Annotated in this window: 9 protein-coding genes; 3 read left to right on the top strand and 6 right to left on the bottom strand. The window is 36.7% G+C overall.

All coding sequences use genetic code 11. The features are described 5' to 3' along the window. Nucleotides 1-93: 93 nt before the first annotated feature. Nucleotides 94-2,754 carry a polysaccharide lyase family 8 super-sandwich domain-containing protein gene (locus AC27VX_RS15395; protein ID WP_488696503.1) on the top strand — a complete coding sequence of 887 codons (2,661 nt, stop codon included), beginning with the start codon at nt 94-96 and terminating at the stop codon, nt 2,752-2,754. Between the two features lie 178 nt (nt 2,755-2,932). Here the strand turns inward: AC27VX_RS15395 and AC27VX_RS15390 are convergent, their stop codons facing one another. The 6 genes from AC27VX_RS15390 to AC27VX_RS15365 all read right to left on the bottom strand — a co-directional run bounded on the left by AC27VX_RS15390 (nt 2,933) and on the right by AC27VX_RS15365 (nt 14,939). Further along, nucleotides 2,933-4,516, bottom strand: a complete 1,584-nt coding sequence (locus tag AC27VX_RS15390) for a helix-turn-helix domain-containing protein (RefSeq protein ID WP_488696501.1) — start codon at nt 4,514-4,516, stop codon at nt 2,933-2,935. Between the two features lie 628 nt (nt 4,517-5,144). Beyond that, nucleotides 5,145-5,906, bottom strand: a complete 762-nt coding sequence (locus tag AC27VX_RS15385; RefSeq protein ID WP_488696499.1) for a LytR/AlgR family response regulator transcription factor — start codon at nt 5,904-5,906, stop codon at nt 5,145-5,147. Nucleotides 5,907-5,981: 75 nt separating this feature from the next. Beyond that, on the bottom strand, nt 5,982-7,301 hold the full coding sequence (locus tag AC27VX_RS15380) for a RagB/SusD family nutrient uptake outer membrane protein (RefSeq protein WP_488696497.1): 1,320 nt from the start codon (nt 7,299-7,301) through the stop codon (nt 5,982-5,984). A gap of 12 nt (nt 7,302-7,313) precedes the next feature. Continuing rightward, on the bottom strand, nt 7,314-10,646 hold the full coding sequence (locus AC27VX_RS15375; RefSeq protein ID WP_300689980.1) for a SusC/RagA family TonB-linked outer membrane protein: 3,333 nt from the start codon (nt 10,644-10,646) through the stop codon (nt 7,314-7,316). A gap of 6 nt (nt 10,647-10,652) precedes the next feature. Further along, entirely contained in the window at nt 10,653-13,244 is a 2,592-nt protein-coding gene (locus AC27VX_RS15370; RefSeq protein ID WP_488696495.1) for a zinc-dependent metalloprotease, read from the bottom strand. Nucleotides 13,245-13,355: 111 nt separating this feature from the next. Continuing rightward, nucleotides 13,356-14,939 (bottom strand): histidine kinase, encoded by a 1,584-nt coding sequence (locus AC27VX_RS15365; protein WP_488696493.1) that lies wholly within the window; start codon nt 14,937-14,939, stop codon nt 13,356-13,358. Nucleotides 14,940-15,300: 361 nt separating this feature from the next. Between AC27VX_RS15365 and AC27VX_RS15360 the strand changes: the two genes are divergently transcribed. Together AC27VX_RS15360 and AC27VX_RS15355 are read left to right on the top strand one after the other, a co-directional pair. Then, nucleotides 15,301-16,476, top strand: a complete 1,176-nt coding sequence (locus AC27VX_RS15360) for a thioredoxin family protein (protein ID WP_300689974.1) — start codon at nt 15,301-15,303, stop codon at nt 16,474-16,476. 14 nt (nt 16,477-16,490) lie between these two features. Next, nucleotides 16,491-17,117 (top strand): DUF3575 domain-containing protein, encoded by a 627-nt coding sequence (locus tag AC27VX_RS15355; RefSeq protein WP_300689973.1) that lies wholly within the window; start codon nt 16,491-16,493, stop codon nt 17,115-17,117.

The raw sequence follows: 17,117 nt of genomic DNA, 5'->3' as shown, positions 1-17,117 counted from the left end.
AAAAATAAGATAAATCAACCCGTCCATAATAAAAAGTTTTCAAATTCCCAGGACACGAAACAAAGTTTAATATATATATAAAACACAAACATTATGAAAAAAAAATTCATTCCAATGATCTATGCCATGACCCTGATCTCTGTGATCACAAAAGCACAAACCTGCTTACCTGCATTTGTTCCAGATCTTCCTCTGGTGCAAAGCCCACCTGCCGTTCAGTCCGAAATAGATCAGATTTATAACCGTGCTAAGGATACTATGCTGTCAGGCAGTGCCCCATCAGCCAATGCAGTCAATAGTGCCATTGCCAGCTATAATAACTTAAACATCAATATTTCAGGAACCGCCATAACCGGAAACCCGGTCACAAGTTTCAATCAGGTAACTTTTATCAACACTTTTTCCGACTATCTGAAATTTAATCCCAATGACACCGCTATCAGAGAAAAGGTAAAAAACACCATCTGGTGGGTTTATCAAAATGTATGTAACAATACTCTTCCTCCTGACCTAGGGGGATACACTTTCAGGCATTTTGGGAGGAAGGCCGCCTTTTGTCTGGAATACCTTGATGATGCAGACAAGCAAAGATTTTTATATATTTTAGAAAAAAATACGGGAAACTGGAACGTATTGTGGAAACCTCAGCTGGCAGACGGTACTTTTGACAGTGATGTAATCTACACCTATCTGGATTTACTGATTCCTACTTTAAAAAGTTTTCCCACTCAGGATGAACAATACCGGTATTTACTGACTTTAAAAAGATACATTGCCCGCTACGTTTCTGAATATACAGACGGAACCAAGGACGGTGTAAAACCGGATGGCTGCGGATATCACCACTGGAATAATTATGAAGCCTATATGTATTCTTACAATACAGTAGTCGCTGCTATGAAAATTCTCGGTACCACAAGTTTTCAGATTGATGCTCCAGCTTATCTCGGTTTCAGAGATGCGGTATGGCATAAATTACTGATTGCAAGCGACAGTGATATGGTTCCTCTAGCGATGACAGGCAGGAGCGGCAATTGGGATGAAATCAATATTTCTAAAAACTCGGTAAAAGATTTAGCTATACTGGGAGGTCAGATTTTAGGACTGACAACAGCTGATCCTGTTTTGGCAGGAATATACAACAGGAAATATGGTACAGAGCCTTCTTTCAACTACTCAGCAGCAGCTCCTTTTGAAACTGGATTTTATCAAATGAATCACGCGAATGCTTCCGTTTTCAGAACCAAGAATACGGTGGTGATCAATAAGGGATTTAATAATCAGCTTTGGGGTTCTGAAATTTACCCTACTGTAAACCGATATGGAAGATATCAAAGCTACGGGGCTATGCCTATTGTATATCCGGGTGACAGAAATGCTAATGGCTTTAATAATACCAAATGGGATTGGAATTATAATCCGGGAGCCACCACAAAAGTACTGCCCTGGACAAAGCTTATCGCCGGATGGAAAAGAATTGATGAGGTGACAAGCAAGCGTTTTGCAGGTTCTTTGGAATTCAATTTAAAAAATAATGGAATTCTGAACAAGGTATACGGAACCTACGGTATTTTTGCAATGGATTTTCAGGAAAGGAAAAATTTGGGATGGAGCGGAGTTACAGCACCTGATACTCATGACCCTAGTTTTACTTTCAAAAAATCATCTTTCTTTTTTGATGATGTTATTATCTGCCTGGCTTCCGATATCAATAATACAGACAGTGAACATTCCACAGTGACTACATTGTATCAAAACTCTACGACCCCTGGCCAGGTTATTGTGGACAGCAGCCCTTATACTTTAACAGGGACAACCTCCGGCTATTCTGCAGCCCAGGACCATTGGGTACTGGATAATTTTGGGACAGGATATTATATACATGCAGGAAGCGGAGATCTGAAAGTTCAGCGAAAAGATCAGCAGACCCCTTCTCATAATCAGACGGATCCCACGATCCTGAATCCTGCAGTTCAGGCAGCCATTGGATATATTGACCATGGAAAGGCTCCGTCGGGCTCCGGATATGAATATGCTGTGGTTCCCAATACTACAGCAGAAGATATGCAGTCATTGGCCACATCTTTTCAAGCCAGCGGTACAAAACCTTATCAGATTTTGAATAAGACCGGAAATTCTCATATTATTAAACACAAAGCTACAGGAATCTACGGATTGGTTTTATTTCAGCCGGATTCTGCTGTTCCGGGAAATACCACTATCAAAGCTAATGATTTCCCCTGTTTAATCATGTATCAGCCCAATGCTGCGAATACACAAATGAAACTGAGTTTATCAAATCCTGATCTCGGCTTACCCAGTGACCGGAGTTTTGAACCATTTCAGGTAAAAACAATACGTATAACACTAAAAGGCAACTGGAAGCTGACAGCACCCAATTCATCGGTCACCTTTATTTCATCAGATGAAAATAACAGTATTTATGATTTTAAAACCTATCAGGGACTCCCCATTGAAGTTTCTTTTAAAATGAATACACTTTCTTCTTTATCAGGTAAAAAATATGATATAAAAACAAAATATACCCAAATATATCCGAATCCTGCAGAGGAAATATTGAATGTGAAAAACAATACCTCAAAGGAATGGAAAATAACAGATGCTCTTGGTAATGTCTTAAGATCAGAAAAAAATTCTAATCCTGCATTCAGTATTAATATATCCGGTCTGAAAAGCGGCCTCTATTTTTTCTCCAACAATGAAGGATTGAGTATTACATTTATTAAAAAATAGAGAATGTATAAGACTGATTGTATCCTACGATCTTTATTTTACAATTTTGCAGTTATTGACTAATGTAAACGGAGGTCTTGATCAGACCTCCGTTTATTTTTTTTAATTTTATTATATTTCTGTTGCGTATACATAGCTATCCTCCGAAAGTTATTATACAAAATAGTTGTTATAAAGCTTAATCTTTATTACCTCTTTTTTTTAGCTGTGCAATAAAGTCAGATGGTGAGATATTCATTTGTTTTTTAAATATATTGGCAAATCTACTATGGGAAGAATAGCCGCATAATTCTGCCAGATGGCTTATCTTATAATTCCGGTAAGCAGGTTCTGTGTAAAGCTGCTTTATGATATAACTGATCCTGTTCTGATTGATATAATCACTGAAATCAACGCCTCTGTATTTTCTTATAATATAGGACAGGTATTTTGTATTGGTATTGAGATGAGAGGCCATCGTAGGCCTTGAAATATTCTGATCCAGATATAATTGCTGCTGCTCAAAATTCTTCATCCGCTGTACGAGTTCTTCTTCTTTTTCTGTGCTTATATTCAGAGAAGAATCATCTTCTTCCATATTCATGGCAATAAAGTTTTGCTCGGATGAAATGATCACAGGATCCGCATGTTCTTCTTCCTGGTTATTTAATTTGGTAATAATCTTTTCGAACTGAAGTCTGATTTTTTTTCTCTGCTGTTTATAATAAAAAAACAAGCCTATCACAAAAAGAGCCAGCAATACGGATACAAAAATCAGGATATTCATGTATCCTTCGAACTTATTTTTCTTTGCAAATTCTTCTTTAAAATCCTGATCGGCAAGCGTCACAAGTTCATCTCTTTTGATAAGATCAATAGAATCTTTGATCTGATTTATTTCAAGTAATCCTTCATAGTCATGTACTATCCTATAATATTTTCTAAGATCATTGATAGTCAGATCTGTTATTTCTTTGTTACTATTGGCTAGTGCTATTTCTTTTGCTTTTAGCAAATAGATTTTTGCTTCATCATAACGTTTCTGTTTTAATGCCAGATTTCCCAATCCCCTGTACAGTGTAGCACTTTCATTGTAATAAGATTTAATAGTCGATTTTTTTAAGTTTTCTTCAGCTTTATGGAAGGTATAATGGGCAGAGTCCAGGTTGTTTTTCTGAACATATACTTCACCCAGCTTAAGCTGGGATCTTCCCAAAAGATAATTTCTTATATCATTCTCAGGGATGGTTGTCAGATACTTCTGATTATTCTTAATACTTTTTATAAAACCTATTGTATCCTTATCTGCAATTTTCTGTAATGCTTCTGTTTCAAGCATCATTGCATAGATATATTTACTCTCCGGTGAGCCTGATAAGGATTTACTGGCAGCTATAGCCCTGTCTATAAACTGTCTGCTCGCATCTTTAAGGTTCAGTTTTAAATATTCTGCAGCAAGACGCTCGTTGGCAAGTGTTTCCCAATCCGGAAGGTCTGCCTTTTTTCCCATGGAATCTACTTTTTTCCAATACAGAATAGACTTACTGGCACTCAGCTTTCGCGAGTAGGCAGAGGCAATGACAACAAGTGATTTAATCTTTTGAGTCTCGGTCTCTGATTTTTTATACAGGGAGTCACCAGTTTTAAGCATACGATCCACCTGTTCTTCTCTGAAAGACTTAAAATAGGCCGCGTTAAATTTTTGATCTTCCTTAGTCTGAGATTTTACTGGTAGACTGAACAGTAAAATAAAAATAAATAAGTATAGAGATTTAATAACCATAATTTTTTTTCAACAAGTTTTAGTTTAAAAGTAAATATATAAGGCAACCAATTACATCAAAAATATTACCAAAAAAGCATTTCAATCTGTACCTTATTAAAGAGTGTTCTTTGTAACAAATTTAAGTTTTTTTAGCACTTCTCTGATCTTTTTATTTGATACTGGAAAAAAGACTTTTTATTTTATCATGAATGCACGAAAAACCCTGGTCTGTGAACTTTTTACTAAAAAACTTTTCTAATCCTCTCTTCCGTAATTAAAGTGTATAATAGTCCTGAAGGTTTCCCTGATCATTATACCCATATACTTCCTGAGTGGTTGGCACCACTGAAAAACACGAATAGATAAGAATTCCTTTTTCATTGTACTCATTCTCTCCTCCGATATGACTACCATCTTTATATTCTATTTCTGCCTGAACAATTCCATTCGGGCACTTGTGAAAAAATCACATATCCTGTATAGAGCACTCCTTTATACAAGACGAGGCTGCTTCCATCATAGTCATAATGCCCAAACTGTACATCTTCAATCTTTTGCCTGGAGGATTCTTTTAATTCCATTTCAGTATTATTTGATCAGCAGTGGGAATTAGCGGTCATATATTTCCTAACTGAATTTATAGGCTTCAGCTGTTCAGCCAGTTTAAGCATTCAGAAATTTGTATTTTACTGATAAATATTTCAGTATTCACCTCAGGTTCAGGCGAAAGTCTGAGCTCTACTTTCTGACTGGAATGTTTGATAATTTCAGTGACGGCTTCTTTATTGATGATAAACTTTCGGTTTATTTTAAAAAAGACCTCTGGATTTAATTTCTGAATAATATCTTTAATGGTATCATCATAAATATAGGTCTGATGATCTTTTGTCGTAAGGAAAAGATACTTTCCTGATGCAAAAAAATAGGCGGTATTATTTTCGTCTATTGATTTCAGCTTATTTCCTTCCCTTACCATGAACCGCTTCATGATGTCAGAATTTCCCTGCTGCAGCGTAGAGATGGATTGGAGAGTAGGTTCAGGATCAAAATTATTTCTGATGGAGATAAATTTCTGTAATGCCTTGTGCAGATCCTCTTCTTCAAAGGGCTTCAAAAGATAGTCTATGGTGAAATGTCTAAAAACCCTCATCGCATATTCATCAAATGCCGTTATAAAAATAATAGGGGTAAAAAGTTCCACCTGTTCAAAAATCTCAAGACTCATCCCGTCACCAAGGTGAATATCCATAAAGACAAGATCAGCAGACTGCGTTTCGAAAAATTCTATTGCCTGTTTTTTGGAACGAAGAATCACAATCTCAGTGACAGGAACGATGGTCTGTTTATCTAAAAGATCCTTCAGATAATTAACAGCCAGCAGTTCATCTTCTATAATGGCAATTTTCATAGCGGTACAAAAGTACAAAAAAACCGCCAGAACGATTAAGCTCTGGCGGTTTCGGGGTTTGTTAATATGAATGTCTTATAAATTAGGATTATTTCTCTTCGCACTCATTGGATATTCTATTGTATATCTCACGTCATTCTGCTGAAGAATATAGTCCTGACCATTAACCTTGTGGGTTATTTTTCTCTGATCTGCTCTTCTTAAATCGAACCAGCGCTGTCCTTCCGAAGCAAATTCTCTGACTCTTTCATCTAAGATAAAGTTCATAAAGTCTGCATTGTTCATTGGAGCTACCTGATTCTGAACTGATGTATATCCATCCGGAGTGTATCTGTTTTTCAATACGGTAAGAAGTGCCTGTTTAGCTTCATCAAGCTTATTCAGTTTCAACAAAGCCTCAGCTTTTATAAAGTATAGTTCTGAGGTTCTGAAAGACACCCTGAAGTCTGAACTTCCTCCCTTGATAATTTTATATTTACTTCCGCTCTTTTCAAAAGAAAGTCCGAATCTTTTGTCTGTTGTACTGTTGTACTTTGAAAGCAGTTCTGCTGAAGCAAAAGATAAATTCTGCACAGAGCTGTTGAATGCATTATCCAAAGCTAGAATAGATTCTACTGAAGCATAGTGATTAGGTGCTGTAGCAGCCGTATTCAGATTGCTAAGGTCTCCTTTAATAGCTAAAGCCTGATCCGAATAACTTACTGCTTTATTCCAGTCACCTTCATAAAGAGCTGTTCTTGCTTCTAGCGCCAGTAATCCCACCTTTGAAAATCTGTAATTGAGCCCTGCTTCCTGCTTTTGCTCTACCATAAGCCCTTCAGCTTTTGTCATGTCTGCATGAACCTGGTTATAAACTTCCTGCACAGTAGAAGGCTTTAATACCTGCTCAAGATCGATATCAAGAGTGATCGGAACCCCTCTGTCTGTGGAAGCTGTAGCACTGTTATAGGGTTTTCCGTACAAATTAACCATATCAAAATAGGTATAAGCACGCAATGCATAAGCTTCTGCTAAAATCTGCTGTTTTTCAGGAGATTCTGCCATTGTTTTGGTTCCTTCATTGATGATCTGATTCAGATAGAATACTACTGAATAAAAACTCACCCAAGGAAACTCAGTAGTTGCCTGGTCTGTATTGGAATCTTTCCACATGGCAATTTCACGGTAAGAGATGAAATCACTTGTGTTCTCATCAATGTTTACCTCATCGGTACGAAGCACCGTAAGAGATTTGTGAGATGGATATTTGGAATAGGCTGATGTAAGCACTTTTCTGTAATCATCAACAGTAGTTGGGATTACCTTCCCTTCCGGCTGTATATCTAAAAATCTATCACACCCAATGCTGGTAAAACTGATCACTGCAAGTGCTATAAATGTTGTTATTTTTCTCATTTTTTTCAAGTTTTAAAAAGAAACATTAAATCCTACTGTAATAGACTTTGTAATAGGCTGTGCATAAATGTTACCATAGGTTTCAGGATCAAAATATCCCTTGTAACCGTTGCTGAATACAAATAGGTTACGTCCTTCAACACTTAGTCTCAATGCGCTGATTCCCATTGGTGCTGTAAATTCTTTAGGAAGTGTATATCCTAAACGGATACTGCTGATTCTTACATAACTGATTTCTTTTGCCCAGACATCCAATAAACTGTAAGCATTGGAACGGTTACCGGTAAACCATTTATTGGCCATCCATCCGTCCGGATTAGCATCCATATCAGGACTTGTGATTCCCGGAAGTGAAGTCCCGGCCTCATAGATATCTCTTGTGTAATTTCTTCCTCTGTCAAACTCTGATCCACGGTAAGAAGGAGTTCTCATTACGGTCTGCTTCAGGTTGAAAGTTGCAGAGATTGTAAAATCAAAATTACGTACCTTAAAGGTATTGATGATCCCTCCTGTGAACTTCGGATCTCTATCACCAATATACGTGAACATACTTCTTAGTTCTGCATTGGAAAGTTTTGTATCTACAAGCTGCCCCGGAAGGAAATCTGCGTATACATCATATAGCTTAAAGAAGTCTGCCGCTGATATTTTTTCATCTCCTTTCCAGAACAGTGGATTTCCATGTTCATCCATACCTGCTGTTTTCAAAGCAAAAACAGCGTTTACCGGAAGGCCTTCTCTTGAAGGAAGCAAAGCATTGTCACGAGGCTGCTCACTCAGTACTCTACTTTTATTGTGGGCAAAGTTAATTGTGGTACTCCATTTGAAATTTTCTTTATCGATATTTCTTGTGGATAATGCCAGTTCAAAACCTTTGTTGGTTAAGCTTCCCCAGTTCATCATCGTATATTCGAACCCGGTTTCAAGCGGTGTTTCTTTCATACTGATCATATCCGTTCCTTTTCTGCTGTAAACATCTGCAGTAAGGTTGATACGATTTTTGAACAAGCCTAAATCAAGACCAAGGTTAACATTGGTTGTTTTCTCCCAACGAAGTTTATCATTCGGAGGACTGATCACGTTGATGATATTCTCTTTGTTTCCGGGAAGAATGGTTGCATCACTGTATTCTCCGATAAAGAATGGTGACGTGTTACGGTCAATATTCCCCTGCAGACCATATGAAGCTCTCAATCTAAAGTTAGAAACAGCATTCACATTCTTCATAAAGTTTTCCTTCGATACCAGCCATGATCCTGAAACAGCCCATATTGGCAGATACTTGTATTTTTTGTTAACGCCGAATAAGTTTGTCCCGTCATATCTTACACTTCCGAAGAATGTATATTTCTGATCATAAGTATAAGAAGCCGTTGCAAACATGGAAGCATAAGCATTCTCTACAGGCGGCATCTCACGGTAGGTCTCATACTTTCTATCTGCGGCAAAGCTGGAAGTTGGAAATACAATTCCCGTTGCTCTTCTCGTGGTAGGATCATAACCGAATGCTCTTGTAATGGTCGTATTATCTTCTGTTTTACGAAGCTCTGTTCCAGCCATTAAATCAATTTCGTGTACGGAATTAATTTTTGTACTGTATGATCCCTGTAATTTCCAGTTATATTGGAAAAAGTCGTTATTCCAGTTTTGCTTTACAGCTCCATCAGGTAAGAAATAACGGTATGCCCCATCTTTATAATAACGGGTTCCTTCTCTCATTTTTCTGGTAAAGTAAGTATTCTGAGCCGCGTATTTTTCGGTTTCGTTGGTATCATACTGAATTCCCAACTGCGAAGTAAATCTCAGGCTTTTGGATGCTTTATATTCTAAATCCAGGATTGCTTTTAAGGAATGGTTCTTCAGATTATAACTTGTATTTTCTCTTTCTTCAAGGAAATTGAAGGGAATATATCGGTCATCAAAACCATCAATATCTCGGTCATACCTATAACTTCCGTCCGGATTGTAAGGCGTAAGATATGGGTTTGCGTTTCTTGAATAGTTTACAGGGCTGATATTGGCATCAGCATCTGTAATGAATGATTCACGCTCACTTTGTGTACCGAAAACAGAGATTCCTGCATTTAGCTTATCGCTTAATTTATAATTGTTTTTTAAGGTAAGATTATAACGTTTAAAACCTGTACCTATGGTTGTTCCTTCTTCATCATAATATCCTAATGAGAAATAATAGTCTGAACGGTCACTACCTCCGGAAATGCTTACTCCATACTGTTTGTTGATTGCATTTCTGTACAACAGTTTACCCCAGTCGGTATTATTGTTTCTTAAGCCATTAATCTGCTGGCGTGTGAAAGGATTCAATGCGTCCAATCCTCCGGTTCTAAAGGCATCAAGCTGATTATTTTTAGTCAAAATTCTCATCACCTCTCCTTTATCATCACGATAGGTAAGATCGGCACGTTTTGCAAGCATTAATTCCAGATCTACTTTTTCAGAAGCATTCAAAAGATTCAGTTTATTGAAATCCGGACGGGATGTAATAAAGGTATCCGCTGAAAAGTTCACTTTCATGGTTCCTTTTTTCCCTTTTTTAGTGGTAATGGAAATTACCCCATTGGCAGCTCTGGCTCCATAAATTGCGGTAGCAGCAGCATCTTTTAAAATGGTGATATCTTCAATATCATTGGGGTTCAGTCCTGCAATAGAGAAGTTCTGAAGCTGGTCAATATTATCTTTATCGGTAAAGTTAGGCACATCATTTCCTTCCAACGGAAGACCGTCAATTACCCATAGCGGATCCTGCGGACCGGAAAGAGAAGCTGTTCCCCTGATTCTGATCTTCGCAGGACTTCCCGGAGCTCCTGTTTCCGGAGTAACGGCTACCCCGGCAATCTGTCCGGATAACATCTGGTCTATACTTGCTACCCCTGCCTGGTTGATATTATCCATCTTCACTGTAGAAACAGCTGAGGTTTGCTTGCGTTTTTCAATTTTCTGATATCCGGTAATGATTACTTCCTGTATTTTATTCTTGTCAGAAACTTCAGGAATCAGTCTTATTGTATAATTGGTCTGCCCATCATTGATCTGAATGGTTCTTGATTCATATCCCGGATAGCTTACTGATACAGACTTAATATCTGCAGGAAGCTCCAGAGTAAATTTTCCGTCCTTATCGGTCACTGTACCTACTGATACGCTTTCAATAACTCCTTCCAAATCGGTTTTTGTAGAAACAGACTGTGTTTCTATTTTTATAGATGCACCAGAAATAGTATGAGAAGTATTTCCATCTTCTATTTTTCCGGTGATTGTTTTCTTTTGCTGGGCTAGCGCTATATTGGCAGCCAAAAGAGGTAAAAGTATTAGAGTTTTTTTCATAGCCGATTATTTATTTAAAGCCTCTTCAATGCGAATAATTAAGTCTGTGTAATGAGCTCTGGAAGCATCATCTCCTTTATATCTGGTCCTGTTCAGAAGATCCAGTACCTTCTGTAGCTCTGCTCTTTTGTAAGTAGTCACTTCAGATACCCTTTTCATGGATGAATAGTTAATATTCCTAAGTTCTTTATCATCTCCGTGGAAATTACAGATGAGCGGCATATTCAGGGTATTATCTACCTTTAATCCTTTCACTGCTGTTTTTTCAAACAATTTGTTCACAGAAACGATAAGAGCATCCACATAGTTCTTTTGCGTCATTCTTTCAAGAATAGTAAGGGTTCCTTTCTTATTGAAAATAGCCCCTCTTAGCTGATCAAAAAGGTTCTCTACCGTATAGATTTCTTCCTTTGAACCTGAAACCTCATTTTTCAATTCATTTTCAAGCAACCTAAGCAGTCTGTCATCCATAAGCAGGGAGTAGATGTTCCCATACTGCATTCCTCTTGCTAAAGTATACGGAGTCTGTTCAAAAGGTCCCATCGGTGAATTTTTCACAGGATAGGTCTTTTCTGAAATCGGGTTAAAGAACAACCATTCCGGAAGGTTGATAGAATTTTTAATCAGGTAATCAACTGCTCTCTTCTGAGTTTCAGCAGGAACTGCTTCATACGCTTTTTTCTTATTTCCGAAATTAGTATTGTTCAGATAAATCCCTCCTACATTAGCCATCACATGACCTGTATATAAGTCCCATTGACCGATCACTCCTAAATAGAGCTTCCCTGCATCTGTATAATCTTTACCATCTTCATAGGTCCATTGTAAAAGATTATTGATGACAATTTTCAGATTTTTCAGTCCGTATTCGCTGGCTTTCATTGCATCATCACCCAGATCTTCAGATTGTGAACGCGGATCAATAGTTTCTAAATAACTTTGCTGCTCACCATAGAAATATAAAGGATCATCCTGATGTTTTTCTATTAAATTTCTAAGTGCTTTTTTCTCAGAGAATTCATCCGGATACCATCTGTACCCCCATTCTATAGCATATTTATCATAAATTCCGATCTTCGGAGTGATGGCGGTAACTCCATCTTCCGGCTGAGCTACGTAATTGTAACGTGCATAGTCCATAATAGAAGGAGCTGTTCCCCCCATTTTATCGGTAAATTCTTTTGAACGAAGTGATTCTACAGGAAATGCAAAAGAAGATCCCATATTATGCTTCAACCCGAAAGTGTGCCCTACCTCATGAGATGATACGAACCGGATAGCCTCCCCCATATATTCATCGCTGAATTTATTTCCTCTGGCTCTAGGATCAATAGGTCCTATCTGAATTCTCATCCATTCCTGAAGAGAAGTCATTACATTGTGCCACCAGATAATATCAGCTTCAATAATCTCACCGCTTCTGGGATCTACTACAGAGGGGCCCATTGCATTTGATTTAGGAGAAGCAGCATAGGTGATCACAGAATATCTTACGTCATCAATATCAAAATCCTCATCTTTCTCATCCGGCATTTTTGCGATAACCGCATTTTTAAAACCTGCCTGTTCGAAAGCAGCCTGCCAGTCATATACTCCTGCGATGATCTTTTCACGCCATTGTTTTGGAGTAGCAGGATCTATATAATAAACGATCTGTTTCTTCGGCTCTACCAGCTCACCTCTCAGATATTTTTCTTTGTCTTCGTCTTTCGGCTCCAGATTCCATCTGGTAATGAAGAATTTCTCATCCATCTTCTGCTGACGGTCATTGAACGCCCAGTGCTTTTCACTGAAAAACCCTACTCTCTGATCAGAGATTCTTGGCTTCATAGGTACTTTGGAAAGCAGTACAAGATTGGTAGTTACTCCAAGAGTTACAGGAAGATCTACTCCTCCTTCATTCACAGAAGTAGTCAGTTGAGATTTGACAACGATATTTTTAGGAAAGGTCTTCACTCCTTCAACATAGGAAAGACTTGACTTCACAGATCCACCCAAACCTACATTTGCAAGAACATCATTAAAGCTTTTCTGATTTCCATCAAATACTTTGTTTACTTTAATTGCGACTGCTGTAGAGTCACTGTTCTGCGCTTCAATATCAAAAACCTCAATTACAGATTCTGAAAAGTTATCTTTTACAGATTTTGTAATGGCATCATTTTTAGGAGATGATACTTTTACATCCGAAGTTTTCACCCAAACTTTTTTGGCTACGTTATCACGGTGAAAAGAAATGATCTTATTCTCATAGTTCATCCCTTTGTTCAAACCAGCCTCATTTACCTGCATCGGTACCTGAGAAAGTTTATTAACCACCAAAAACTGGCGTCCCATCAAGCTGTCCGGAATTTCAAAATAAACATCTGTTTTCACCTGAATCGTATTAAAAAGTCCTTTTTTATAAGTTCCTTTTTTGATCAGGTCTTCAATTTTTTTTGTTTTCTTTGATGATGATGATGATGCTTCAGTCTTATCAGCTTTGTCTTTATTAACTTTTACTGTATCTTTTTTCTGAGCCATTACTGCAGGTGAAGCTATAGCCAGTCCTAAATACAGTGCAAGTCTGTAATTCTTCATTAAAATAGTCCGATTCATTCCAAATAGTAAATATCTTAGTTTCAGCCAGCAAAGCTATAGGTATAGTGAATTATTATATAATATTAGGGAGTGAGAGGTTGATTTTCGGGAGTGAATGGATTTTTATTTTCACTTTAATAATGGTAAAAAACATATAAAATATTCACCATCTACAGATATATTAAGAGAATTAATCCTAAAATATTCATAAATTTGATTCAAATAATCAATCCCAAACTTTTCTCCTTCTACCCGCTCGGTCTTTGGCTGCCATGTATTCTTTACTACAATCCCGTCTTCATTCACTATAATAACAATCTCCAAAGGTTGATCTATGGTTGCTATATTGTGTTTTATCGCATTTTCTGTCACAATCTGAAGCGACAAATAAGGAATTCTTTTTTCTAAACTTTTCTCATCATTAATAATTAATTCAAAATTCAATTCTTCGTCAAATCTGCTTTTCAGCAGCTCCATATATTTCTGAATAAAACTGATTTCCTGTGAAACCTGAACAATATTCTCTTTTGGAGGTACAATAAGATACCTATAAATCTTAGAGAGATTCATGGTAAATTTCTGTGCATTCTCTTTATTGATACCGATAAGCATATAAAGAGAATTAAGAGAATTGAAAAGAAAATGCGGATTGATATTATTCTTAAGCTGCTGAAGCTGATTGATCACTTCCGCTTTATGCATTTTCTCGTTCTCTATCAATAGTAAGTTCTTTTCAGACTGTATTTTTTCTTTTTCCCGATAGGCAATATTGGCAGCTCTTTGAAACAGGATAAAAACAGCTACTATAAGAAGCAAGGCCGCCAGAAATATAAAAGTGGTATAGGCTTTTACTTTATATACATTTTCATCAATAATGAAATTAACATGATTGACGACGGTATATCCTTCAAAGTTGTCTGTCCGCAATGGTTTTATAAAGCGGGTAACCTCTACCCCCAGATATTCCGAAATGGCAATATTTTGGGTATATCCGGATTTAACTTTACTGCACAGGGTATCTTTAGGCTTAATGTCTGTAAACTGAAAGATATTTTTTCCCAGATATTTCTTCTCAGGATGGGTAATACAAATACCTTCTTTGGTAAAAACATAAGCATAGGTATTGGAAGTCTTATCTACATTGATAAAATACTGATGGAGGTCATCAAGACTTACCGTAGAACCATAATACAGAAGATTCTTATCTGGCATGGACAGGGAGTCATAGCTCATCCAGTACATACTGTCTTTACGAGTGATCAAAAGATCTTTGAAGTGTCCGGATCCATTATTTTTCAATGGAATAGATTTTTCTGTGCTATCCGTTTTTTTGAAAATATCGGACAAAGGACTGTTACTCACAGATCTCCCCGTAGCACTGTTATCATAATAATACCAACTGTAAGGTAAAAGGTTTCTTTTTTTATTAAGGTCATTTAAAACGGAAGAATAATCCTTATAATTTTTCAGCCCGTCTTTCTGAATCAGAGCACGTAGAAGATATTGATAATCCTCAATATTTCTGAACTCATTTTCTATGGATTCATATTTACGGTAGAAGGTTCTTTTTGCAAAATCTTCTGTATTTTTCCTGCTGTCCCGGGTTATTAAAAAACTTAATACAGCAAATGCTACCACAGCAATTAAGCAGGCAGACAAGGCGGCAATATAAATGGATTTTTGAGATAAGGTGTGTTTAAAATTAATACTCAATTCTTTCTAAAATAATATTTTCTTACAGGTAATCTGTTCGTTTGCAAAATTATAACAAAGGTTTCAGGACCATAAAGTGAATTATTTTATAATTAGTATCATTGATATAAATCATCTTTGGAAAATCAGAAATATTCCAGTAAAATTTGCTAAAACATTGATTAATAGATGAAAATGATTAGTGTTTGAAATCTGAAGTACAGAATACAAAAAGAATAATTTTCTATATATATTTCGTAGAAAATATAAGGAGCAAAACAAATGCTAAATCTTAAAATTAGTTAATATAATTATTCAATCGGCAGATTCAGCTCTTTATATTTTGAAAATTAATTATCTTCGCTTCAAATCTTATTTGAAAATGAAGAAGATCATCTCCGGGATATCTATTTTTTGTGCCATCATCATCTCTGCTCAAGAGAATATTCAGTTTCAGGAACTGCCATTCAAGGATATTATCGCAAAAGCCAAAAAGGAAAAGAAATTGGTCTTTATCGACGCCTATACTTCATGGTGTGGCCCTTGTAAAATGATGGAGAAAAATGTTTTCAATCAGAAAGCTGTCAGCAATTATTATAATACCAACTTCATCAATGCAAGATTTGATATGGAAAAAGGGGAAGGCCGTGAGATCGCTGCTAAATTTGGCGTACGTTCTTATCCTACTTACCTTTTCCTGAATGGCGAAGGAGAACTTGTTTCCAGAAATACAGGTTACATGGAAGAAAGTATGTTTGTAGCAATGGCTCAGGATATCAATTCACCAGGAAATCAAAAAGGCTCTCTGAAAGAACGTTTTGCCAATGGAGAAAAAAATCCGGAGTTTCTGATTAACATCATAAAGCTCAACGCCAATTCAGACTATGACTTTGCCAAAAAAGCTTCTGAAAGATATTTTCAAAACAAAAAGAAAACTGAAGAGCTTTCAAAAGATGACATCGGATTTCTACTTTACTTTATAAAATCATCTGAAGATAACAATTACAGCGTCTTCACCTCCAGAAAAGCAGAAATTGTAAAATATCTGCCTGAAGAAACTTATAATGAATTTGATGCTCAATTAAAATTAGCTAAAGTGGTGGAACAATCTATTGATGATAAAAACAAAAGAATCAATGATGATTACTTCCTAAAAATAGCTGAACCATTGGTAGGTAAACAAGCTGCAATTACAAAACTTAATCAGACTAAACTCAGCTATTATGAACAGAATGCCAATTTCCCTGAGTACGAAAAAGCGGCAGTAGATTATTACAAAAATGCTGAAGGATTCGATCCGAATGAACTCTTAAGAGCTGCCTGGGTATTTGCAGATCATGTGAAAACTGTATCTTCACTGAAAAAGGCAACAGAATGGGCAGAAAAGTCTGTCATGACAGGGGAAACTTCAGAAAACACCTACATACTTGCCAAGCTTTATTATCTAACAGGTAATAATGAACCGGCAAAAAGCTATGCTGAGATGTCTAAGAATATGGCTGCTCAGGCCAATAAAGATTCTAAATTAGCAGAAGATTTATTAAGTCAGATAAAATAAACATAACATACCGAATGAAATATAAATTAATAGCGGGCATTTTAGCATTCCTGTCAGCAGGAACACTGAGCGCCCAGGAACAGGAACAAGCGCAGGATAAAAGTTTATATATAAAAGGAAATGCTTTATTTATTCCTCTGGGAGTTTTAAATGCTGGTTTAGAAAAACAACTAAGCTCGAAATATACTCTTCAGGGAGACATTCTCATCTCACCATGGAAATCTTTTGCAGGGCATGAAATGCAAATTTATTCTATTTCTGTGGAGGGAAGATATTATTTTAAAGAAGCGTTTAAACATTGGTATATAGGAGCCAATATAGGAGCTTCAGCTTATAAGCTTCAAAAATGGAGTTATTGGAATGATAGAGCCGGCGAAAATTGGAATGGAGAAATTCTTATAAACTCCAATCTATATCAAAAAGGATATTCTGTAACACTGGGAATCACCGGAGGATATCAATTTCAGTTGTCTGACCGTCTAAATCTTGATATCTATGCTACAGTAGGAACCTCTCAAGATTTTTATAAAGGGTATGACAGAACAACTGGAAGACGTTATGATTCTGCTGATAAATTTAATAAAAGCGGCGAAATAATCCCATACAGAGGAGGTGTAATGATATCCTATAAACTTAAATAG

The sequence above is a fragment of the Chryseobacterium sp. 14P4.3.2 genome (assembly GCF_057799275.1).
The sequence above is the reverse complement of the archived record's forward strand: the minus strand, read 5'-3'. Positions and strand labels throughout refer to the sequence as shown.